We start from the raw sequence: 21,622 nt of genomic DNA on the forward strand, positions 1-21,622 counted from the left end.
GCGGTCGCTGCGGTGACCGCACTTCTAGCGCTAGCTGCTCGCGGACGATGTAATCACTCGGGCCGGGCCTCCTGATGGGGCCCGGCCCAAGCGCTATCAGCGCCGCCGAGCACTGCCGACGGAAGCCGGGGGCACCCCGCCGCCGTCCCGCTCCCGCATCGCCTCGATCCCCGCGATCTGCAGATCGAGCGCGATGGTGAAGTCCCGGTCGAGCATCTCCCGGGCGCTCCGGGACTGGCGGGCGTACTCGGCCCGGGAGGCGAGCTCCATCGTCTCCGCGAATTCCGGGCGGCCCGAGATGACGGCCATGACCTGCTCGAAGTAGTCGTCGAGGCTGATGCCGGCGGCCCGGCACCGGGCCTCGTGTGTGGCCCGGACCGTCGAGAATCCGTAGACGAAATGGAAGAGTGACGCCAGCGCGCCATAAGTGCGCTCGGTGTCCAGGCCGGTGCGGCGCATCACCCGCAGGGTGGCGTTGGAGAACGCCGCGGAATGCGGGCCGATGTTCATGAACTCGGCCAGCAGCCGGGCCGCCCAGGGATGGCGCAGCAGCATGTCGCGGTAGGCGACGGCGAGGGCGCGCAGCTGGTCGCGCCAGTCGGCGCTCGGGTCCGACGCGTCGGGGAGGGGCATCTCCCCCGCCACCGCGTCGATCGCCAGCTCCAGCAGGTCGTCCTTGGTGTCGACGTACCAGTAGACGGACATCGCGGTGACACCCAGCTCGGCGGCGAGCCGACGCATCGAGAACTTGGCCAGGCCCTCGGCGTCCAGCAGCCGGACCGTCGCCGCGACGATCTTTTCGAGGTCGAGTCCGGCGGGTTGCTCCGCCCTCCGTTTGGGTGGGGGGCGTTCGGTCAGCCAGACGCTTTTCGGCTGCTTCTTGGCGCGGCCGTCCGGCACTGCCATGGCGCCCCCTTTCGCAGAGCGGTCGTGCTCCTCATCGAGCGGTCGTGCTCCTCATCGATCGGTCGTGCTTCTCATCGTGGCTTCTCATCGGGTTTTTCTCATCGAGCGGGTTTCTTCTCTGCCGATGCTATTCCGCGGCACTGACAGTGGGTGACGATGACAATCCGGCGGCGGGGTCGGGGGATGCGGACCGCCCGCCTGAACCGTCGTCTGACGCCCTGGCCGACGTCCCACCTGCCGTCCTGGCCAGCCTCCCGCCTGCCGTCCTGACCGGCGTCCCACCTGCCGTCCTGACCGACGTCCCACCTGATGCGCGGGCTGACGCCCCGTCGGATGTTGTGCCGGATGTCCCGGCGGATGCCCCGTCGGACGCTTCGCCCTCCGGTCCGGTGGCCTTCCCCTGGCCCGTGCCCCGGCCCGCGGCCTGCCCCGTACGCTCCGCCCGGCGCAGCAGTACCGCGGCGAGCAGTCCGCCGAGGAACACCGCGGCCGCGCCGACCAGCTGGCTGGTGCCGATACCGCTCGCGAAGGCGTCGTGGACGGCGGCCCGCTCGGCGTCCGTCCGGGTCCGGGCGAGCGCCGCCGGGAGCGATCCGGCACCCGCGGCGACCAGCGGAAGCAGCGCCACGAACCGGGCGTTGAGGACCGCGCCGAGGACGGCGACGCCCAGGCCCTGGCCGAATTCCATCAGTGTGCCGTTGACGCCGGCGCCCACCCCGGCCTTGGCCGGCGGGATCGCGGACATGATGGCGTTGGCCATCGTCGGCATGGCGAACGCGACCCCGACGCCCATCACGATCAGGCCGGTCAGCATGCCGCCGTAGCTGTCGCCGCCGAGCGTGCAGATCGCCGCGAGTCCGGCCGCGAGCAGCGTCATCCCGGAAACGATCATCCCGGGGGTGCCGAGCCTGGCCATCAGACGGGCGCCCACACCGGTGAAGTTGACCAGGATGACCGTGACGGCGAGCGGCGCCATCCGCAGCCCGGCGTCCAACGGGCCGTATCCGAGGACCAGTTGGAGGTGCTGGGTGAGCAGGAACATCGAGCCGGCCAGCCCGAAGGCGACGAGGATGCCGCCCGAGACCGCACCGATGAACCGGCGGTTACGGAAGAAGTGCATATCCAGCATCGGATACGGGACACGCAGCTCCCAGAGGGCGAAGACGGCCAGGCCGACGAGGCCGACGGCGGCGGAAATCAGCACCCGGCCGGACAGCCAGCCGGAGACGGGCCCGTCGATGATCGCGTAGACCACTCCCGCCATGCCGATCATGGACAGCAGCGCACCGAGCAGGTCCGGCCGTTCGCCGCCGCGGCTCTTGGACTCGGGGACGAGGGTGACGACGGCCACCAGCCCGGTCAGTGCGACGGGCAGGTTGACCAGGAACAGCGAGCCCCACCAGAAGTGGTTGAGCAGCGACCCGCCGATCAGCGGCCCGGCGGCGAACCCGAGGGAGTTGACGGAGCTCCAGATGCCGATGGCCTTGGGGCGCTCGGCGTCGTCGAATATCTGCATGACGACGGCGAGGGTGGTGGTCACCAGGAGCGCTCCGCCGACGCCCATCACGGCGCGGGCGGCGATCAGCCGGCCGGGCGACTGGGCGAGGGTGGCGCCCAGGGAGGCGACGCCGAACAGCACCAGTCCGACGGCGAGCATCTTCTTACGGCCGTATCGGTCGGCGGAGTTGCCCGCGGTGAGCAGCAGGCCGGACTGGACCAGCGAGTAGGCGTTGATCATCCACTGGACGTCGGCGGTGGTGGCGCCCATCTCCTCGGTGAGGGAGGGGACGGCGACGTTCAGCACGGTGTTGTCGAGGACGACGGTGAGCTGGGCGACGCAGATGACCGCCAGGATCAGCCAGCGGGTGGCGGTCCGGCCGGGCGGCTGGAGAAGGGTGGCGGTGGAGGCCACGGCGGGCATACGGGCTCCCTGTGCGGTGTGGGGGACGCGATCGCCATACACCGTACAGGGAGTCTTATACGCCGTACATTGAACAATCGCCGTGGTGTGCGGCGCGCCGTCGCGGAGTACGGAGTTCAGGACCGCGGTCTGCGCGCCGGTCAGACCGTCCCGACGGTCTGCCGGTATCCGGACCGGGGTTGTTGCTGTTCGCCGGGCATCTCCACGAAATCCAGGTCGCCCCGTGAGGGGTCGTGGGGCCGCCGCACCAGGGAGCGTTCGACGGATGCCTGCAGCTGTCGATCCAACTGACCCGGCAGGTTGAAGTGCAGCGCGAGAGTGGTGACCGTGGCCACAACGGCCCCGACCACGGCGATCAGCGCCACCGCCGACGCCACGAGCCGCGTCCGCAACGACCAGCGACGTCGGGCGGCAGGGGCGCGCCCGAGCACAGGAGCACTTCCATACCCGTGATCCGGGGCTGGGCCCTCCCCCGCTGCCCCCAGGTGGGAGCGCGCGGCCGGTTATCCGCCCGGCTTGATCAAATACCCCGCACCACGCCGGGTGTGGATCATCGGCTCCCGCCCCGCGTCGATCTTCCGCCGCAGATAGGAGATATACAGTTCGACGACATTGGCCTGCCCCCCGAAGTCATAGCTCCAGACCCGGTCCAGGATCTGGGTCTTGCTGAGCACCCGACGCGGATTGCGCATCAGATACCGCAGCAACTCGAACTCGGTCGCGGTCAGATGGATCTCCTGACCGCACCGCCACACCTCATGGCTGTTCTCGTCGAGCACCAGATCGCCCACCGTGAGCAGCGATTCGCCACGCGCGGCGGCCGCCCCGGCCCGGTGCAACAGCCCCCGCAGCCGGGCCACCACTTCCTCCAGGCCGAACGGCTTGGTGACATAGTCGTCGCCACCCGCCGTCAGCCCGGCGAGCCGGTCCTCGACCGCGTCCTTGGCGGTCAGGAACAGCACCGGTACGTCCGGCAGCTCACGCCGCAGCCGGCTGAGCACCGTCAGCCCGTCCATATTCGGCAGCGTCACATCGAGCAGCACCGCATCCGGCCGCCAACTCCGCGCACAGCGCAGCGCACCCGTGCCATCGCCCTCCGACCGGATGTCCCAGCCCTCGTAACGCAGCGCCAGCGACAACAGATCGGCGAGCGAGGACTCGTCATCCACGACGAGTACCCGCACCGGACCGCCATCGGCCCGCAGCAACTCCGACTGCTTCCCGAGCGCCCGCGCGCCCGGCTTCGCCCCGCCGGGCGGAAGCCCCGCCGAACGACCCACCGACCGACCAGACGAACGAACGGCCGAACCACCCGACGGCCGGCCGGTCGAACGACCGGACGTCGGACAGGACGATGCCGAGTACGACACAGCTGACGACGGAGAAGACGACGCGGAAGACGACGGAGTCATGGTCATGGACTTGAGCGTGACCCGCTCTCCTGAGAACTCCCTTCCCGCAATCTGTGAATCCCCTGAGAATCCCCCTACGCCCTACCCCCTCAACTTCTGCTCCCTGACCGACGATCCTGGGCCCGTGCGACCGGCCTGGGCCGCCCCCCCCGCGCGGTCCAAACCGGTCAGCACGTCCTCAGCATCGCACCCACCACTGACAATCGCCCTGACCAGCACCAACGAGCGATAACGAGCACCAACGCGGCCAACTGGCGCTCACCCGACACCCCAGCCGCCCCTCACAACCCGAACAACCGCGCCCCATTCCCGTAACAGACCCCCCGCAGCCACTGCTCCCCCATCTCCAGCCGCCGCAGTGCCTCCAGCGCATGCGCGTACCCATAAGGAATATTGGGAAAGTCGCTGCCGAACAGCACCCGTTCACCCAGATCGGCGAGACGACCCCGCTCACCCTGCGGAAACGGCGCCACCCGCTCGGCGAAGTCGGTGAACGCCATCGTCGTATCGAGGTGCACACTCGGATAGCGCTGTGCCAGGTCCAGGAAGTCGGCGTATTCGGGCATCCCCATGTGCGCGATGATCAGTCGCAGCCGGGGGTGGCGGGCCAGCAGTCGCCCGATCGGCTCGGGCCCGGTGTGCTTGCCCGGCGCCGGTCCCGAGCCGCAGTGGACGACGACCGGTGTGCCGGCCTCCGCGATGGCGCCCCACACCGGGTCGAGCAGCGCGTCGGCCGGGTCGTACCCGCCGACCTGCACATGCGCCTTGAAGACCCGTACGCCGTCGCCGAGTTCGGCCCGGACGTACTCCGCCGCCCCGTCCTCCGGGAAGAACGTCGCGGTCCGCAGACAGTCCGGCGTACGGGTCGCGAAGTCCGCCGCCCAGCCGTTCAGCCAATGGGCCATCCCGGGCTTGTGCGGATAGATCATCGCCGTGAAGGCGCGCACACCGAAGCCGCGCAGCACCGCCAGCCGCTCGTCCTCCTCGTACCGGTACGCGATCGGCCACGGCCGCCCCACCAGCGGCCCGGCGGCATCGAAGTACGCCCATACCTTCGCCATCACCCGCTCGGGCATGAAGTGCGTATGCACATCGATCAGCCCAGGGAGCTCCAACCCCCGCCAGAACACATCGACTTGATCATCACCGTCCGCCACCCCGCACTCCTCCCGTCATCTCGCTCACCACATGAACACCCGCACACCCAGCGCCCAACACCCCACCGACGCCGCTCACCAGCGACCACCCGTAAGGATCAGAACAACCCTTCCTGAGCCCCCACTGACCCCTCTGCCCCCCTCACCCCCCTTCCGTACGCCGCAGCCCTCAGCGGCACCGTCGTCACCCGCCCCTCGGCCGGCACCAGAATCCACCCCGACAAAACCCTGGCATCCAGCACCGCGACCACCTCAGAGCCCCCCGATACAACCCCAGTCGCTGCCGCCGACACAGCCCCCAACGCGCCCCTCGACACACTCCCCAACGCATCCCCCGCCACCCGCACCCGCAGATACACATCCGACCCGACCCCGGCCACCACCTCCCCCACGATCTCCGCCCCCTCCGTCATCCCGCCCAGCTCCGCCACACCCGCCGGGATACGGTCCAGCCCGAACAGCTGCGTATGGTCCGTACAGTCGAACTCCACCGGCTCCAGAGTCTCCGGCCAATCCGCCAATGCCCCTGCCTTGCCGTGCAGTTCACGCAGCTCCGCTATCCGGTCGGGCAACGGCGGCAGCGCCCCGAAAGCCGCCCTCTTCGCCCCCTTACCGAACCGGTCCGGCACCGACAGCGCACTCCCCAGCAACGCCTCCGCCCGCCGCGCCGCCATCAACGGCCCGCGCCCCAGCCACACGAACGCCACCGCCCCCTGCTCCACCAGCCGCGCCGGCCCACGCTCGGCGGCCGTGATCCCCACCTTGAGCAGCCCAGGACCGAAGTACGCCAGGTAGACGCCGTACGGCCGCGGATCATCGGCCATGGTGTCGGCCGCCACCGAACGCGACCGGTCCAGCCGAGCACACCGCGCGCACTGGTCCCTGGCGCTCGCCCCGTCGAGCACCGCCCCGTACGGACACACGGTCCAGCGGCCGGCCCGCCGCACCCCCAGGCAGCGCCGCTCCCCCCGCGCGGCGAACGCCAGCACCTTGCCCGCCGGAAGCAGGCTCACCCGCTCCTCGTCCCGCTCGGCCCAGTGCCAGCCGAGCCGCTGCGCGTATCCACCCGACGGCCCCGCTCCGTCTCCTTACCAGCGCGGTCCCGTACATCGCCACACACAGTCAGCGTACGACCCACCACTGACAACGCCGCCCCCACTCAGCGGCACAGGCCCGCCTCAGGTGCAACGGCGAGAGCCCCTCACGACGGGACAGCGAAAACGAACGGAGGAATAACGGCCCAGGCTAAGCGCAGCGGAGAGCCCCCCGGAACGTGCTCCGATAGGCCCGCGGCGAGACCCCCAGCGCCGCGTGCAGATGCTGCCGCAGCGACGCCGCCGTACCGAAGCCCGCCTCCGCCGCGATCCGGTCCACGGTCAGATCCGTCTCCTCCAGCAACTGCCGCGCCCGCTCGATCCGTTGCTGCGTCAGCCACTGCAGCGGCGAGATCCCGACCTCCTCCCGGAACCGCCGGGTGAAGGTCCGTACGCTCATCGCTTCCCGCGCCGCCAGCTCCCGCAGCGTCAGCGGCCGGCCCAGATGCTCCAGCGCCCACGCCCGCGCGGCACCCGTCGAGGACACTTGCGGTTCCGGCACCGGCCGCCGGATGTACTGCGCCTGGCCGCCCTCCCGGTGCGGTGGTACGACCGTCCGCCGGGCCACATCATTGGCCACCGCCGCACCGTGATCACACCGGATCATGTGCAGACACAGATCGATCCCGGAGGCGACCCCGGCGGCCGTCAGCACATCCCCCTCATCCGTATAGAGCACATCCGCGTCCAGATCGACCGCCGGGAACAGCCGGCGGAAGTCGTCCACCGACCGCCAGTGCGTCGTGGCCCGCCGCCCGTCCAGCAGCCCGGCGGCGGCCAGCACGAACGCGCCGGTACAGATCGACGCGATCCGCGTCCCCGGCCGGATCCGCCCGAGCGCGTCGGCCATCGCAGGACTCAGCCGCCCGGCATTCCGCTCCTCCCCCGGGGCGTAGTCCACCTCGGACGCCGGCACGACCACGGTGTCCGCCTCGCCCAGCACCTCCACCCCATGCGCCACATTCACCGTGAAATCCGTGTCCGTACGCACCTCTCCCGGCTCCAGCGCGCAGGTCACCATCTCGTACAGCCGCTCCCCCGCCGCCGACCTGGCCTCTCCGAAGATCCGGTGCACGATCCCCACCTCGATCGGCAGCAGTCCATGCCGCACCAGCACCGCGACCCGATGCCGCCGGATACCGGAAGCCTTCACCGAAGCCGAAACCACCGTCTCACCTGTCATGGCCCGATCCTTGCACATCACGACTTTCGGGCCACTCGTACGCCGCTCCGCCCGCCCTGAGAGTGGACGTCATGAAGGTCCTCTGGCTGTTCGCCCACCCCGACCCCCGCTCCCTGAGCGGCGCTCTCAAGACCGAGGGACTGCGCACCCTCGACGCCCACGGCCACGAACACCGCGTCTCCGACCTGTACGCCATGAAGTGGAACCCGGTCGTGGACGCCGACGACTACGCCCACGACCCGGCCGACCGCCTCCTCGTAGGCGACGCCTCGGAACGCGCCTACGCAACCGGCAGGTTGAGCCCCGACATCCGCTCCGAACAGGAAAAACTCGCCTGGGCCGACACCTTGATCGTCCAGTTCCCCCTCTGGTGGTACGGCATGCCCGCCATCCTCAAGGGCTGGTTCGACCGTGTCTTCGTCAAGGGCTTCGCCTTCGGGATCACCGACCCCGCCACCGGCCGCCCGCAGCGCTACGGCGACGGGAAGCTGGCCGGCAAGCGCGCCATGGTCATCGTCACCGCCGGGGCCCGCGCCGCCACCCTCGGCCCGCGCGGAGTCAACGGCGACCTCAACGACCTCCTCTTCCCCCTCCAGCACGGCACCCTCTGGTACACCGGCATCTCCGTCGTCCCGCCCCTCCTGATCCCCAGCGCGGACCGCGCCACCCCGGACGACTACGCAACCGCCGCCACCCGCCTGCGCGACCGCCTGCCCAGCCTTCCCACCACCGCCCCGCTCCCCTTCCGCCACCAGAACACCGGCGACTACGACGACGGCCTCCTCCTGCACCCCCACCTGGCCACGCCGCACCACCCCGGCCCGTCCGCCCACTACACGGCCCCGCCCCCACCAGCCCACAGGTGACCCGGAACGCAAAAAAGCCGCAGGCCCGGCGGACAGAATCCACCGGGCCTGCGACATCAGTAGCGGGGACAGGATTTGAACCTGCGACCTCTGGGTTATGAGCCCAGCGAGCTACCGAGCTGCTCCACCCCGCGTCGGCAGGTAAGACACTACGCGACTACCGCACCAACGCCTAATCCTTTCTCCACAACCCGCCCGAACCGCCCGTCCCCCTCACCGATCGACCACCGATCGACCACCCAACCGACCACCGACCAACCACCACTCCAAGCCACTTGGCCCGCCCTGGGCAGTCCCGGTCGCCGTACTCCCCCGGCCCGGTCGCCGTACTCCGCTGCTGTACGGGCACGACAAAGCCCCCGCCGGAATCTCCCGGCGGGGGCTTTGACCTGCTGTGCGCTCGGCAGGATTCGAACCTGCAACCTTCTGATCCGTAGTCAGATGCTCTATCCGTTAAGCTACGAGCGCTTGGCTTTCCGGCGATTTCTCCGGCCGGTCGGCGTTGCGGGAACAACATTACATGACCTGCGCCGTGAGGCGAAATCCATTACCCGTACCCATACTGACCTGCACAAACGCCGTCGCGGGCGGCTCCCGGGAACGGGCGGCGACAGCCGCGAACCCTCGAAGATCTGGACGAAGATCTCGACGAAGTTCGGGCGATGGCCGCCCCCTTCGCGCCCCGTCGCACCCTCCGTTCCCGAAGCGGTCCGCAAAAGCGTTCAGGCCCCGATCGCGGACGACCGGGGCCTGAACGAAAGAAGAGCGGAGGCGGAGGGATTTGAACCCTCGATGGGGGGTAAGCCCCAAACCGCATTAGCAGTGCGGCGCCATAGACCGGACTAGGCGACGCCTCCACACACTCCACGCGCGCTAGCGCGCTGTGGCGTGTCCAGATGATGGCACAGCCCAGCGGGCTGTCACCAATCGCCCCCTACGGTACTAGGCCCGCGGGCCACCCGGCAAAGACGTTCCTGCGGCGCAACGTCGGGGTCCGCGGCGCGTTAGGAGGGGCGGGGCCGTACGGGGACGCAGCTGTACGCCCCCGGCGCGTACCTGCCAAGTACCCGCCCCGCCCTCGTCTCTCTGGAGCCGTGATGCCGCACCGCAGGACATCCCGTTTCGCCGCGGCCGCCACCACCGCGACCGCCGCCCTGTCCGTCGTGTCCGCCCTGGCCGCCGCAACGCCGGCCGCCTCGGCCGCCGCGGTCCCGCTGCCGGAGCGGCGGGCCCAGGCCGGCCCGCCGGCGTCCGCGGGCCGTCCGTCGTCCGGCGACCACCTCACCGTGACCGTCGCCGACTCCGGGGTCCGGGGCCGGGACGGTACGCACGAGCTGTTCTGCCACCCGGCCCACGGCGACCACCCCGAGGCCGAGGCGGCCTGCGACGGGCTGGACGAGCTGACGACATGGGGCAAGGACCCCTTCGCGCCGGTGCCGCCGGACGCCCGATGCACCATGATCTACGGCGGTCCCGCCACCGCTCATGTCGAAGGAACGTGGGCCGGGCGCCCGGTGAACGCCGACTACAAGCGGACCAACGGGTGCGAGATCCACCAATGGGACCGCATGGAGCCGCTGCTGCCGCGTACCGGTTCATGAACGCGTACCGCTTCGCAAAGGCGTACCGCTTCGTGAACGCGTACCGCTTCGTGAACCGGCCCGTGGCCCCGTGAGGTGATCCGTTACGCGGTCGCGTTCGGGGCCCCCTTCGTCACTCAGTTCGCCATCCGGTTCGTACGCCCCACCCGTGACCCGGTACATGACGCCGTAGCGCGCCAGGTCAGGACGCGGGACACATGTCCGGTGTGCGGTGAGTCGCACGAAGTCCGGGCATTTCCTCCTCGTCATGCCCCTCCGCGTCCCGGGCGAGTGCCCGTAGACTCCCTCCCAGCGACCCGCTCCGGTGGGTTCGGCAAGGTGCGGTAACAGGGAGGAAGCGTCGTCGTGAGCAGCAGGCCATCCCGAGGCGCTGCTCGCCTCGCAGCCATACTCGACGCCCTCCCCGACGCGCTGTTGCTCGTCAACTGCAACGGCACGGTCGTCAACGCCAACACCATCGCGCTGGAGACCTTCGAGGCGCCGGGCACCGCCCTGGTGGGCCGCGGTCTGCTGGACCTGCTGCCGTCCTTCGACTCCAAGCGCATCCCCGGGTCCATGCGGCGCCGGGACGACGAGACCGAGGGCGGCCGTACGAAGCCGACGCGGATGGTCGCGCGGCGCACCGACGGGACCGAGCTGCTGGTCGAGGTGACCAGCGCCAACCTGGAGGACGGGCGCACCCCGTACGAGAGCGCCTTCGAGGCCGCGTACGCCGACCACCGCAACGGCTATACCGGCGATGAGCTGCTGATGCTCGTCGTCCGCGATCTGACCGGGACGCTGGACACCGAGACCGAGCTGGCCCGCCAGCAGCGGCAGACCGAGATGATTCTGCGGGCCGCGGCCGAGGGTGTGGTCGGGGTCGACGCCGAGGGCAAGGTCGTGCTGGTCAATCCGTCCGCGGCGCAGATCCTGGGCTACCGGGCGAGTGAGCTGGGCGGCAAGGAGCTGCATCCGCTGATCCACCACTCCCGGGCGGACGGTTCGCCGCTGCCGTGGGAGGACACCCCGCTCGCCGACACCCTGAAGTCCGGGCGCAAGCACCGGGTGCGCGGGCAGGCGCTGTGGGCGAAGGACGGGCGTGCGGTGGCCGTCGATCTGACGACGGCGCCGGTGCGGGACGGTGATCAGCTCGTCGGAGCAGTGATGACGTTCACCGACCGGCGTCCCTTCGACGCGCTGGCGGCGCGGCACACGCAGCTGCTGGCCGTGCTGGAGCAGGCGCTGCGCGGGCCGCTGGAGGAGCTGAAGGGCGAGCTGGGCACGCTCGCCTCCGACCCGGCGGGGCAGCTGTGGCCCGAGGCGAACCAGATCCTGCACCATCTGGCCGCCGGCCACGCCCGGATGACGACGCTGGTGGACAACGTCCTGAGCTATCAGCGGCTGGACTCCGGGAAGGACCGGCTCAACCGGGCCAAGGTCTCGCTGGACGCCGTCGTCGCGGCGGGTGTGGAGGGCGCGATCGAGCTGATCGGCCCCGGCCGGGCGCAGTTCGCGGTGCACGCGCCGCCGATAGAGGCCACAGTCGATGCCGAGCGGCTCGCGCAGGCGCTGTCGCATCTGATCGCGGATGTCGCGGGTGTGGACTCCACGGGACGGATGCAGGTCGGCGACGGCGGTACGGGGCCGGGCGGGCGGCCGGGGCCGGTTCCCGGGGACTCGACGATCGTGGTCGCGGCGGCGAAGCGCGGTGACGTCGTACGGATCGAGGTGCGCGGCCCGTACGGCGGCGGCGACCCGGTCCATGAGCCCATCGTGCGCGGGATCATGCGGCAGCACGGCGGCCTGATGCAGACGCACGAGGTGCCGGGCGCGCCGGGCGCGGGCGGCAGCGCGTATGTGCTGGAGCTGCCGGTTTCACCGGATGCCGCGGCGGCGACCGCGGCGGACCGGGCGCCCGGGGCGAACGGCAATGAGACGACGGTGATGCCGGTACCGGCTGCGCGGGCGCGGGGGACACAGCCCGGCGGGGCCGAGGCCGGCGCGGGCGCGGATTCGGGTACGGGTACGGACGGCCGTAACGACGGTCTGGGGCAGGGCGGCGAAACCGGTGGCGGTGGTGCCACCGGTTCCACTGGTGCCGCTGGTTCCAGTGGTGATGGTGCCGCTGGCTCCGGTGGTGCCTCGGGGGATGGTGACCGTACGGGGCAGCACGGGGCGGGTGTTGACGGTGGTACGGCAGTGCCGGCCCAGGGCGGCGGTGCGCCGCAGCAGTCGACCGGCCGTCGGCGCGCGCGGCACTCCGGTCCGGAGCAGGGCGCGGGGACGGATCCGCGCACGCTCGGCGCCGACCACGGCCCGCAGAATCTGCGAGCGGTGAACCCGGCGGGCCGCGGCGGGGAGGTCGCCACCGGTGCACAGGCCGGTGGTGCACAGGCCGGTGGTGCACAGGCCTGTGTTCCGCATGGCGCCGGTGGCGAGGGCCCACAGGGCGACGCGGCCTCCGGAACGGGCGACGGCGCCCCGGGGGCGCACCATCACGGCGCTGCCACGGGCGGGTCCGACGGCGCCGGGCTGCCGGGCGCGGACGGTGCGGGGCTGCCGCCCGGCAGGGCGGGCGGCGAGGCCGTACCGCCGACCGGGCGGCGACGGGCCCGGCAGGGGGCCCCGGAGGGCGGGGCGCTGCCCGCGCTCCCCTCCGGTCCGGACACGCTCTCCTCCGGTGCGGACGCGCTCCCCGGTGCGGACCATGCGAACGATGCCGTCGAGCGCGCGCAGCAGGGCGCTGGAGGGGCACCGGCGGCCGGTCCGGCGTCTGCTGCGGGGCAGCCGCAGGGGCTCGGCCCGGTGCAACCGCAGGGCCAAGGGCCGGTGCAGCCCCAGGGGTTGGGACCGGTACAGCCGCAGGGCCGAGGACCGGGACAGCCCCAGGGGCTCGGACCGGTGCAGCCGAGTGGTCGGCGCGCGCGCCGGGCGCTGGCCGAGGCGCCGGAGCGGGCCCAGTCGTCCCCGTCCGCCGCCGCGAACGGGGCCGCCTCCGCGCAACAGCAGCCACAGCCTTCGGACCCCCGGTCCGCGGACGCGCTGTCGCCCGCCGGCGCACGCACCGCCTTCGCACTGCCGCCCGCCGCGGCGGACCAGACGCCGCAGTCGCTGCCGGCCCTCCCCGCGTCCGCCGGTCAGGCGCCCGCACAGGCAGCTGGCCAGGTACCCGCACAGGCCGCCGGTCAGCTGCCCACGCAAGCAACCGGTCAGGCGCCCGCACAGGCCGCTCAGCTGCCCAAGCAAGCAACCGGTCCGCAGGACGGGGCCGGCACGGGCCGTCGCCGGGCATCGCGTCCGGGCCGCCGGCGACCGGCCGGCGCGCCCGGCGCACAACCGGGACACGAACTGGAAGCGGCCAACACCACCGCCCCGCAAGGCGATTGGGATGCCGAGCCGACCGGCAGGCGACGGGCCCGGCGGGCCGCGGCCGAGGAGCGGGCGGCGGCCGCGATGGCCGATTCCGAGGCGTCCGGCACCTTCGTGGCGGGCCCGGAGGGGCTTGTCGCGCAACCGACCGAGCCCGGCGCGGAGACCGGCACGGCGACGGGCACGGCAGCCGGGATCGCGCCGGTGGCGGACCGTACCGCGCCGACCGCGCCCGCCCCGACGGGGCGTCGACGCGGGCGCCCCAGCCCCGCCGAGGAGCCCGCAGGCGGCCAGGCCGTGGCCCCCGTGCCGCCGCAGGGCCACGCGACCGCCGCCCAGCGGCAGCCGCTGCCCGCCGAGGACGACAGCCGTCACCCGGCCGGGCACTCCCACGGCCGGGCGTTCAGCGTGCGCACGCTCGGGCAGGGCGTGCCGTTCGCCCAGCAGCTCGCCGACCAGCAGCGCCCGGCGGCACCCCCCGGCAGCAGGCCTCCGGGTGGCACGTCCGCCGGTTCGGGGCGCCGCCGCAAGCTCGCCACACCTCCGCAGGACGGTGAGCGCGCCGCCGCGGAGGCCGCGGCTCCGGCCGAGGCGCGCCCGCACCCCGCGCCCCAGGCCGGGGCGCAGCCGGACCGGCCCGCGCCTCAGCCGCAGCCCCAGCCCGCGGCCCCGGCGCAGCCACAGCCCCAGCCCCAGCCACATCTGATGGACGCCTCCGAGGGCCGCGCCTTCGCGATCTCCGCGCCCGACGAGGGCAGCGAGGGCCCAGAGCCGCTGGACGGCCCCAACGGCGCGATAGAGGTGATGTCCCGTCAGCCGCTGCCGATGGACGACGAGCTGCCGCCGGAGCCGCTCGACAACCCGCGTCGGCTGCTGGTCTGGCCGGCGCCGGACGTCTCCACCCAGCAGGCGCTGAGCGACCGCGGCTACCGCCCGGTGATCGTCAACTCCCGCGAGGAGGTGGACGCGCAGATCGCGGCGTACCCCGCGGCGCTGTTCGTCGACCCGCTGACCGGGCCGATCACACGCACCGCGCTGCAGTCGCTGCGCCAGGCGGCGGGTGCGGCCGAGGTCCCGGTGCTGGTGACGGCCGGTCTGGCGCAGGCCTCCCGGGAGGCGGCGTACGGAGCCGACCCGGCCGTGCTCCTCAAGGCGCTGGCACCGCGCGACAGCGAACAGCACCCGCCACGGGTGCTGCTGATCGAGCAGAACGACGCCATCGCGGGCGCCCTGACCACGTCGCTGGAGCGGCGCGGGATGCATGTCGCACGGGCCGATGCGGACACCGACGCGGTCACCCTCGCGACGCAGATGCGGCCCAACCTGGTCGTCATGGACCTGATGCAGGTACGCCGCAGGCGCGTCGGCATCGTCGACTGGCTGCGCGCCAACGGGCTGCTCGACCGCACCCCGCTGGTCGTCTACACCTACGCCGACATGGACCCGGCCCAACTGCCGCTGCTCGCTGCGGGCGAGACCGTACTCTTCCTCGCGGAACGCTCCACGAGCACCGAGGTGCAGGCCCGGATCGTCGACCTGCTCGCCAAGATCGGCACGAACTGAGTCCCGCCGAGAACGGTACGAACTGGGTCCCGCCGAGAGCGGTATGCATGGGCCCCGCCAAGGGCAGCACCCACTGGGACCCGCCGAAAGCGGCTGGTCTTCCGCTGCGGGATTCGCTCACTGGGTCCTCTGCCACGGGATGAGCGCACTGAGTTCGCTCCCGAACTGAGTCCCCTCCCGCGGAAATACCGGCCCGGGCACCGCTCCCGCGGAAATACCGCCCGGCACCGCCGCGTTGTGGCCCGCATGGGGCCCGTGCACCCCTAGGGATCTGTTCGCGCTGAGCCTTAAGGGTTGAGGCGGCAAGGCGGCGCACACCTCAAGTCGTCGAGGCCGGTGGAGCCGCAGGGGTGGCGGCCCCGGTGGCTCCGCCGGCCCTCCCTCTCACTCCAGCAACGTCACATCCAGCTCCCCCTCCGCGTACTGCCTGCGCAGCACCTTCTTGTCGAACTTCCCCACGCTCGTCTTCGGCACCGCCGGAATCACCGCCCACCGCTCCGGCAGCTGCCAGCGCGCGATCCGCTCACCGAGGAACGCCTTCAGCTCGTCGTAGCCGACCGCCACGCCGTCCCTCAGCACCACCGTCGCCAGCGGCCGCTCCCCCCACTTGTCGTCCGGTACGGCGACCACCGCGGCCTCCGCGACATCCGGGTGCGCCATCAGATGGTTCTCCAGCTCGACGGACGAGATCCACTCGCCGCCGGACTTGATGACGTCCTTCGCCCGGTCGGTGAGCGTCAGATAGCCGTTCGGGGTGATGGTGCCGACGTCGCCGGTACGCAGCCAGCCGTCGGGGCTGAACTTGTCCTCGGGGCGCAGCGGCTCGCCCTGGGCACCGCCGTAGTACGCGCCGGCGATCCACGGGCCGCGGACCTCCAGCTCGCCCGCCGACTCACCGTCCCAGGGGAGCTCTTCGCCGTCGGGGCCGATCAGCCGCGCCTCGACGGAGGCGGGGAAGCGGCCCTGGGTGGCGCGGTAGGTCCATGCCTCGTCGTCGCTGACACCGGCCGGCGGATGCGCGACGCTGCCCAGCGGGGAGGTCTCCGTCATGCCCCAGGCGTGGACGACGCGGATGCCGTGCCGCTCCTCGAAGCCGCGCATCAGCACCGGAGGGCAGGCGGAGCCGCCGATGATGACCGTACGCAGACACGCCACATCGTGCTTCGTGGCGTCCAGCTCGGCGAGCAGGCCCTGCCAGATGGTCGGTACGGCGGCGCCGATGGTCGGCCGTACCGTCTCGATCATCTCGGCGAGCGGGCCCGGCTGCAGAAAGCGGTCGGGCATCAGCAGGGACGCCCCGGCCATGAACGCGGCATGCGGCAGGCCCCAGGCATTGACATGGAACATCGGCACGACCGGAAACGCGATGTCCCCGGGGCTGAGGGCGAACGCCTCGGCGTTGTTGACCTGGAGGGAGTGCAGATACAGCGAACGGTGGCTGTAGAGGACGCCCTTGGGGTCCCCGGTCGTCCCCGAGGTGTAGCAGAGCGCCGCCGCCTCCCGTTCGTCGATCGACGGCCAGTCGAAGGTCTCCGGCCGCCCGGCGATCAGCTCTTCGTAGTCGTGCACCCGCACCCGGGCGTCCGCGAGGGTGGAGAGGTCACCGGGGCCGATGACGACCAGGTGTTCCAGGGTGGTCAGCCGGGGCAGCAGGGGGGCGAGCAGCGGGACGAGGGTGCCGTTGACCAGGACGACCCGGTCCTCGGCGTGGTTGATGATCCAGGTCAGCTGGTCGGCGGGGAGTCGCAGATTGAGGGTGTGCAGCACCGCCCCCATCGACGGGATCGCGAGATACGCCTCCAGATGCTCGGCGTTGTTCCAGGCGAGGGTTCCCACCCGTTCCTCCGCCGCTACGCCGAGCTCGTCGCGCAGCGCGTGGGCCAGCCGCGCGGCACGGCGCCCGACCTCGGCAAATGTGCGCCGCTGCGGTTCGGCTCCGGTCCAGGTGATGACCTCCGTCTCGCCGTGAAGGGTCGACCCATGGGCCAGAATTCGCGAGACCGTGAGCGGTACGTCCTGCATCGTGCTCAGCACCGGGTGCCTCCGCTTGTTACGGGCGGGTAGTGGTGCTGCGATTGTCGACGCATACCAGCTGGTATGTCACGCCCCTGTCGTGTGTTCTTTACCGCTAACGGGGGGGTGGGGGTGGGTGGCGGTGGGTGAGCGGGGGTGGGCGGGGGTGGGCGGGGTACTCGGTGCGCGGTCAGAGGCCCTGGCCTCCGCCCCTCGGGTCCCAGCCGACGCCTTGGTGGCCATGAGGAGCCGCTCGCCGTGCCATACGAAGGAGAGCGGGACCAGGCAGGGGGTGCCGTCACCGGACGCCGACGACACCCATGCGTCCTCGTCCGTTTCCCATCGCTGGAACACATCGCGCTTCCGCTGCTCGGCACTGCGGGCCGGAGGGTACGTAGCCATGGCCGGGAGGCTACTGATCGCGCGCTCCGGCCGCCTCGGGCCAGAGAGGTACGTCCGATGACGTACCACCTGGCCGGAGTCCGACCTTCGAAGCGCCGTTTTCCTTCCCGCAGAGCGCCTGTATGAGGTGCGCCTTCATGGCGGTGTCTATGCGGCCGGGTATGGGGAGGTTGTTGTCGTCCAGTTCCTGATAGTTCGTCAGGTTGAAGCCCAGGGACAACTGGCGTTTTCCGTCCGTGCTGGACAGGGACCAGGTCATGGAGCCCGGCACCTTGCCGTTATGGCCCCAGAACTCTCCGTACGGCAGCTTCATGCTGAGCAGACCGAGGCCGTAGCGGACCGTGCTGTCGCCTTCCACCGGCACCGTCTTCTTCATCTCCCGCAGCTGGGCCGGGGCGAGGAGCTCGCCGCGCAGCAGTGAGCGGTAGAACTGGTTGAGGTCGGCCGTGGTCGATATCAGGGAGCCGGCCGTGCCGGCCCAGGACATGTTGTAGACGCTGAAGTCGCGTGGTGGGTCGTAGGCGCCGAACGCGGCCTCGTACCCCTTGGCGTGTGGTCCGGTGATGTGCGGGGAGCGCGGGAAGTAGGTGTGCCGGAGGCCGGCCTTACGGATGACATGGTCGGTGATGTACTTCTCGGGGGATTCGCCGGTGATCTTTCGGAGGAGGAGGCCGGCGATGACGTAGTTGGTGTTGGCGTAGTGGTGTGCCTGACCCGGCTTGCCCAATGGCTTTGCCTTCAGGCCCAGTCGGGCCAGCTCTCTCGGGTCGAACTGGCGGAAGCGGTTGGTTTCCAGGCTGTCCGGTGCCGCGAAGATCTCGTGGGTGTACTCGCCGATGCCGCTGGTGTGATTGAGCAGCATCCGGACCGTGATCGCCCGGCCGCGCTCCCCGGGAACGAGCGCGGGCAGATAGCGTCCTATCGGCGCATCCAGCTCGACGCGGCCCGCGCCGGCCTGCTGCAGCACGGCGACCGCGGTGAAGGACTTGGTGATGCTGCCGATACGGTGCCGCATGTCCGGCGTCGTGGGGCGCCCGGTCGTGATGTCGGCCACCCCGGCGGCGCCCCGCCATTCCTCGGCGCCGTCCCGGACCGCCGAATAGGCACCGTACATCCCCGCGTCATGGAACGCCCGCAGCGTTCCGTCCAGCGCGGGGCGGTCCAGCCCGGTCCGGTGGTTCGTGGCCACGGCGACGGGGCCGGCGACCTCGGACGCGGCCCAGGCCGGGGCCGCCGTAGCCGCCGGTACGGCCAGCGCCAGCAAGACCGCCGTGGCCGCACCGGCCAGCCGCGCGCGTCGGCGCTTGGTGAGCAACTCGGGGTGTGGGTGAGGGCGTAGGGGGTTCGGGGAGCCCGAGGGCATGGTGTTTCTCCGTTGGTTCGAGGCCGTGTGGCGTGCGTTCTTCACTGCCTCGATTTTCGCGACGGAGCGTCACCACGCCATCAGCCCGTGGGACCACCTTGCTCCCAAGTTCGCATGACAAATGTCAGGTTTGGCGGCCCGGTGAGCTGGTGGAGCGGCGACAGCGGTGACGTCACGCCTGCGCACGCCCGTCGTTCGTCACCGCCTGCAGAACCAGGACGGAGAGATCGTCCTCGACCGGCCCCGTGCCGAAGTCGTGCGCGGCCCGCCGTACATGCTCCGCCAGCGCCTTCGCGCCCAGCCCCCGGCCCCCGGCCCTGCCGAAGGATGTCGGCCGGGCCGTCGTTGTCGTCCAACTCCCAGTTGCCCAAGCGGCGTTCGGTGACACCGTCGGTCACGCACAGCAGCGTCTCGCCCGGTGCGAGAGCGAAGGAGCTGGCGCTGAACTCGGCGCCCTCGTCGATCCCGAGCAGCATCTGGGGTTCGGATACGGGGCGCACCGTACCGCTGGAGGTCCTCGCGGCGACACCCGATGTGTCGCTGGTGCTGATGGACATCATGATGCCCGGAATGGATGGGTACGAGATGATCAAAGCGATCCGCCGTGCGCCGCGTTTCGCGGACCCGCCGGTCGTCGCGCTCACCGCGAAGGCCATGCCGGGCGACCGCGAGGCGATCGGGAGTGGGGCCGTCCCGGCAACTGTGGGCGGGCGTGACCGGTATAGCCGTGATCGTGACCGGACTGCTGCTGAGAGAGCCCCGACGGCAGCGCGGCAGAGGGGATCGGGAAGCGGTACGGAGTCCGGACGCGGGAGGTCACACCGCACCCACCAAGCACTCCCGGCGGTTGTGAGCCCGGAGAAACCCCCTCCCTCACATCACCGTCATCGCCAGCTCCGGGTCCTCCCGGAGCTTGGCCAGGGCGCGGGAGACGGCGCTCTTGACCGTGCCGACGGAGACCTCCATGACCTCGGCGGTCTGAGCCTCGCTGAGGTCCTCGTAGTAGCGGAGGACGACCATGGCGCGCTGACGGGCGGGCAGCCGCATCACCGCACGCCACATCGCATCGCGCAGGCCCTGCAGCTCCGCCGGGTCCGGTGCCGGTACGGGGTCAGGTTCGGGGAGCTCGTCGCAGGCGAATTCCTCGACCTTGCGCCTGCGCCACTGGGAGGTCCGTGTGTTGACCAGCGCGCGGCGGACATAGCCGTCCAGCGCGCGGTGGTCCTCGATGCGCTCCCAGGCCACGAAGGTCTTGGTCAGCGCGGTCTGCAGCAGATCCTCGGCATCGTTCGGGTTCGCGGTGAGCGACCGCGCGGCGCGCAGCAGCACCGGCCCCCGGGCCCGTACGTAGGACGAGAACGACGGGAACACCGCGGCCGTCGAAGCGCTTGTGCACACTGGCGTGGTCATGGCTCAACGCTAGAAGCGGGGGTGGGCCCGGGGGATCGGCCCCAGGTGCCGAAGCCCCCTCCCTCTCAAGTTGTACGGCTGATGTCGCCCCCACCTCCTCAGGGCTGACGGGTAGGGGTTTACCCGTACGTCCTGGGACGGGCACACGCTCCCCGCTGCGGTCAGCCGTCCCGGCCGAGGATCAGCCCGGACGTCGGGACCCCCGTACCCGCCGTGACCAGTACATGCGCGGCGTCCGGGGACTGGTTCACAGACGTGCCGCGGATCTGACGGACGGCCTCGGCGATGCCGTTCATACCGTGCAGATACGCCTCCCCTATCTGGCCGCCATGGGTGTTGAGCGGCAGCGCGCCCTCCGCCACGAAATCGGCCGCCTCGCCCTTTCCGCAGAAGCCGAACTCCTCCAGTTGCAGAAGAACGAAGGGGGTGAAGTGGTCGTAGAGGACGGCGGTGTCGATGTCGGAGGGGGTGAGCGCGGCCGTCCGCCAGAGCTGGCGGGCCACGACCCCCATCTCCGGCAGTCCGGTGAGGTCGTCGCGGTAGAAGCTGGTCATCTGCTCCTGGGCGCGGCCGGCCCCCTGGGCCGCGGCGGTGATCAGGGCGGGCGGTTGGGGCAGGTCGCGGGCCCGCTCGGGGGAGGTCACCACGATCGCCTGGCCGCCGTCCGTCTCCTGGCAGCAGTCCAGCAGCCGCAGTGGCTCGACGATCCAGCGGGAGGCGGCGTGATCGGCGAGGGTGATGGGCCTGCCGTAGAAGTACGCGGCCGGGTTGGTGGCGGCGTAGCGGCGGCCGCTGACGGCGACCTGGCCGAAGGCATCCGGGGTCAGTCCGTAGGTGTGGAGGTAGCGCCGGGCGGCCATCGCGACCCAGGACGCGGGGGTGAGCAGGCCGAAGGGCAGGTTCCAGCCGAGCGCCGTGCCCTCGGCGGAGGGTTCTCGCTGCTGCACGCCGGAACCGAACCGGCGCCCCGAACGTTCATTGAACGCGCGGTAGCAGACGACGACTTCGGCGATACCGGTGGCCACGGCCAGGGCCGCTTGCTGGACGGTGGCGCAGGCGGCGCCGCCCCCGTAGTGGACGCGGGAGAAGAAGGACAGCTCACCGATGCCGGCTGCCTGCGCGAGGGTGATCTCGGGGGTGGTGTCCATGGTGAAGGTGACCAGACCGTCGACGTCGGCCGGGGCCAGCCCGGCGTCGTCCAGGGCCGCGTGTAAGGCCTCGACGGCGAGCTTGAGCTCGCTGCGTCCGGAGTCCTTGGAGAACTCGGTCGCCCCGATGCCGACGATGGCGGCCCGGCCCCCCAGGGAATCCGCGTGGCGCACGCTCATACCGCGCCCTCCGGGAGGCCCGCGACCTTAGGGGAGCTCGCGCCCTCCAGGC

The 21,622-nt window shown here is 71.4% G+C and carries 16 protein-coding genes, 3 tRNA genes and 1 pseudogene; 4 read left to right on the plus strand and 16 right to left on the minus strand.

Annotation, left to right across the window (positions count from 1 at the left end):
• Positions 1-96 precede the first annotated feature (96 nt).
• The 7 genes from K9S39_RS21820 to K9S39_RS21850 all read right to left on the minus strand — a co-directional run bounded on the left by K9S39_RS21820 (position 97) and on the right by K9S39_RS21850 (position 7,673).
• Positions 97-906 carry a TetR/AcrR family transcriptional regulator gene (locus K9S39_RS21820; protein WP_248865050.1) on the minus strand — a complete coding sequence of 270 codons (810 nt, stop codon included), beginning with the start codon at positions 904-906 and terminating at the stop codon, positions 97-99.
• Between the two features lie 127 nt (positions 907-1,033).
• Positions 1,034-2,827 carry an MFS transporter gene (locus K9S39_RS21825; protein ID WP_248865051.1) on the minus strand — a complete coding sequence of 598 codons (1,794 nt, stop codon included), beginning with the start codon at positions 2,825-2,827 and terminating at the stop codon, positions 1,034-1,036.
• A 140-nt stretch (positions 2,828-2,967) separates the two neighbouring features.
• A complete protein-coding gene (locus K9S39_RS21830; protein ID WP_248865052.1) occupies positions 2,968-3,204 on the minus strand; it encodes a hypothetical protein in 237 nt (78 codons plus the stop codon).
• A gap of 126 nt (positions 3,205-3,330) precedes the next feature.
• Positions 3,331-4,032: a response regulator transcription factor gene (locus K9S39_RS21835; RefSeq protein ID WP_283113521.1), complete on the minus strand. Its 702-nt coding sequence runs from the start codon at positions 4,030-4,032 to the stop codon at positions 3,331-3,333.
• A gap of 488 nt (positions 4,033-4,520) precedes the next feature.
• Complete coding sequence (locus tag K9S39_RS21840) at positions 4,521-5,396, minus strand: amidohydrolase family protein (RefSeq protein WP_248865053.1); 876 nt, start codon at positions 5,394-5,396, stop codon at positions 4,521-4,523.
• Between the two features lie 98 nt (positions 5,397-5,494).
• Complete coding sequence (locus tag K9S39_RS21845; protein ID WP_248865054.1) at positions 5,495-6,409, minus strand: DUF2797 domain-containing protein; 915 nt, start codon at positions 6,407-6,409, stop codon at positions 5,495-5,497.
• 232 nt (positions 6,410-6,641) lie between these two features.
• Positions 6,642-7,673 (minus strand): GlxA family transcriptional regulator, encoded by a 1,032-nt coding sequence (locus K9S39_RS21850; protein WP_248865055.1) that lies wholly within the window; start codon positions 7,671-7,673, stop codon positions 6,642-6,644.
• 71 nt (positions 7,674-7,744) lie between these two features.
• On the opposite strand from K9S39_RS21850, the gene K9S39_RS21855 reads away from it, so the two are divergent.
• Positions 7,745-8,539, plus strand: a complete 795-nt coding sequence (locus K9S39_RS21855) for an NAD(P)H-dependent oxidoreductase (RefSeq protein WP_248865056.1) — start codon at positions 7,745-7,747, stop codon at positions 8,537-8,539.
• Positions 8,540-8,599: 60 nt separating this feature from the next.
• Here the strand turns inward: K9S39_RS21855 and K9S39_RS21860 are convergent.
• From K9S39_RS21860 to K9S39_RS21870, 3 genes are all read right to left on the minus strand, one after another.
• Positions 8,600-8,673: transfer RNA gene (locus K9S39_RS21860), tRNA-Met, on the minus strand.
• Between the two features lie 261 nt (positions 8,674-8,934).
• Positions 8,935-9,007: transfer RNA gene (locus K9S39_RS21865), tRNA-Arg, on the minus strand.
• 298 nt (positions 9,008-9,305) lie between these two features.
• Positions 9,306-9,396 (minus strand) — tRNA-Ser (locus tag K9S39_RS21870).
• Positions 9,397-9,636: 240 nt separating this feature from the next.
• Between K9S39_RS21870 and K9S39_RS21875 the strand changes: the two genes are divergently transcribed.
• Together K9S39_RS21875 and K9S39_RS21880 are read left to right on the plus strand one after the other, a co-directional pair.
• A complete protein-coding gene (locus tag K9S39_RS21875) occupies positions 9,637-10,140 on the plus strand; it encodes an SSI family serine proteinase inhibitor (RefSeq protein ID WP_248865057.1) in 504 nt (167 codons plus the stop codon).
• Between the two features lie 345 nt (positions 10,141-10,485).
• On the plus strand, positions 10,486-15,054 hold the full coding sequence (locus K9S39_RS21880) for a response regulator (protein WP_248865058.1): 4,569 nt from the start codon (positions 10,486-10,488) through the stop codon (positions 15,052-15,054).
• A 384-nt stretch (positions 15,055-15,438) separates the two neighbouring features.
• Here the strand turns inward: K9S39_RS21880 and K9S39_RS21885 are convergent, their stop codons facing one another.
• From K9S39_RS21885 to K9S39_RS21900, 4 genes are all read right to left on the minus strand, one after another.
• Entirely contained in the window at positions 15,439-17,088 is a 1,650-nt protein-coding gene (locus tag K9S39_RS21885) for a long-chain fatty acid--CoA ligase (RefSeq protein ID WP_248865059.1), read from the minus strand.
• A gap of 66 nt (positions 17,089-17,154) precedes the next feature.
• Positions 17,155-17,469 carry a hypothetical protein gene (locus tag K9S39_RS43050; protein WP_406707987.1) on the minus strand — a complete coding sequence of 105 codons (315 nt, stop codon included), beginning with the start codon at positions 17,467-17,469 and terminating at the stop codon, positions 17,155-17,157.
• Positions 17,470-17,479: 10 nt separating this feature from the next.
• Positions 17,480-18,832: a serine hydrolase domain-containing protein gene (locus K9S39_RS21895; RefSeq protein WP_248865060.1), complete on the minus strand. Its 1,353-nt coding sequence runs from the start codon at positions 18,830-18,832 to the stop codon at positions 17,480-17,482.
• Positions 18,833-18,912: 80 nt separating this feature from the next.
• The gene (locus K9S39_RS21900) at positions 18,913-19,392 is read right to left on the minus strand and encodes a SpoIIE family protein phosphatase (protein ID WP_406707988.1); all 480 of its coding nucleotides are present in this window, start codon (positions 19,390-19,392) and stop codon (positions 18,913-18,915) included.
• Here K9S39_RS21900 and K9S39_RS43365 point away from each other — a divergent pair.
• Positions 19,340-19,522, plus strand: a pseudogene (locus K9S39_RS43365) (response regulator); the annotation flags it as partial. The gene K9S39_RS21900 and the pseudogene K9S39_RS43365 overlap by 53 nt on opposite strands.
• A 183-nt stretch (positions 19,523-19,705) precedes the next feature.
• On the opposite strand, the gene K9S39_RS21910 reads toward K9S39_RS43365, so the two are convergent.
• Positions 19,706-20,242 (minus strand): SigE family RNA polymerase sigma factor, encoded by a 537-nt coding sequence (locus tag K9S39_RS21910; protein WP_248865061.1) that lies wholly within the window; start codon positions 20,240-20,242, stop codon positions 19,706-19,708.
• Between the two features lie 161 nt (positions 20,243-20,403).
• Positions 20,404-21,570 (minus strand): lipid-transfer protein, encoded by a 1,167-nt coding sequence (locus K9S39_RS21915; protein ID WP_248865062.1) that lies wholly within the window; start codon positions 21,568-21,570, stop codon positions 20,404-20,406.
• Between the last annotated feature and the right edge of the window lie 52 nt (positions 21,571-21,622).

It is taken from the genome of Streptomyces halobius, from assembly GCF_023277745.1.
In the GTDB taxonomy this organism is placed as follows: domain Bacteria; phylum Actinomycetota; class Actinomycetes; order Streptomycetales; family Streptomycetaceae; genus Streptomyces; species Streptomyces halobius.

What these genes read in the sequence shown, in the direction of transcription:
- K9S39_RS21820 (WP_248865050.1), bottom strand. Translation starts at nt 906, where the DNA reads ATGGCAGTGCCGGACGGCCGCGCCAAGAAGCAGCCGAAAAGCGTCTGG.
- K9S39_RS21825 (WP_248865051.1), bottom strand. Translation starts at nt 2,827, where the DNA reads ATGCCCGCCGTGGCCTCCACCGCCACCCTTCTCCAGCCGCCCGGCCGG.
- K9S39_RS21850 (WP_248865055.1), bottom strand. Translation starts at nt 7,673, where the DNA reads ATGACAGGTGAGACGGTGGTTTCGGCTTCGGTGAAGGCTTCCGGTATC.
- K9S39_RS21855 (WP_248865056.1), top strand. Translation starts at nt 7,745, where the DNA reads ATGAAGGTCCTCTGGCTGTTCGCCCACCCCGACCCCCGCTCCCTGAGC.
- K9S39_RS21875 (WP_248865057.1), top strand. Translation starts at nt 9,637, where the DNA reads ATGCCGCACCGCAGGACATCCCGTTTCGCCGCGGCCGCCACCACCGCG.
- K9S39_RS43050 (WP_406707987.1), bottom strand. Translation starts at nt 17,469, where the DNA reads ATGGCTACGTACCCTCCGGCCCGCAGTGCCGAGCAGCGGAAGCGCGAT.
- K9S39_RS21895 (WP_248865060.1), bottom strand. Translation starts at nt 18,832, where the DNA reads ATGCCCTCGGGCTCCCCGAACCCCCTACGCCCTCACCCACACCCCGAG.
- K9S39_RS21900 (WP_406707988.1), bottom strand. Translation starts at nt 19,392, where the DNA reads ATGATGTCCATCAGCACCAGCGACACATCGGGTGTCGCCGCGAGGACC.
- K9S39_RS21910 (WP_248865061.1), bottom strand. Translation starts at nt 20,242, where the DNA reads ATGACCACGCCAGTGTGCACAAGCGCTTCGACGGCCGCGGTGTTCCCG.
- K9S39_RS21915 (WP_248865062.1), bottom strand. Translation starts at nt 21,570, where the DNA reads ATGAGCGTGCGCCACGCGGATTCCCTGGGGGGCCGGGCCGCCATCGTC.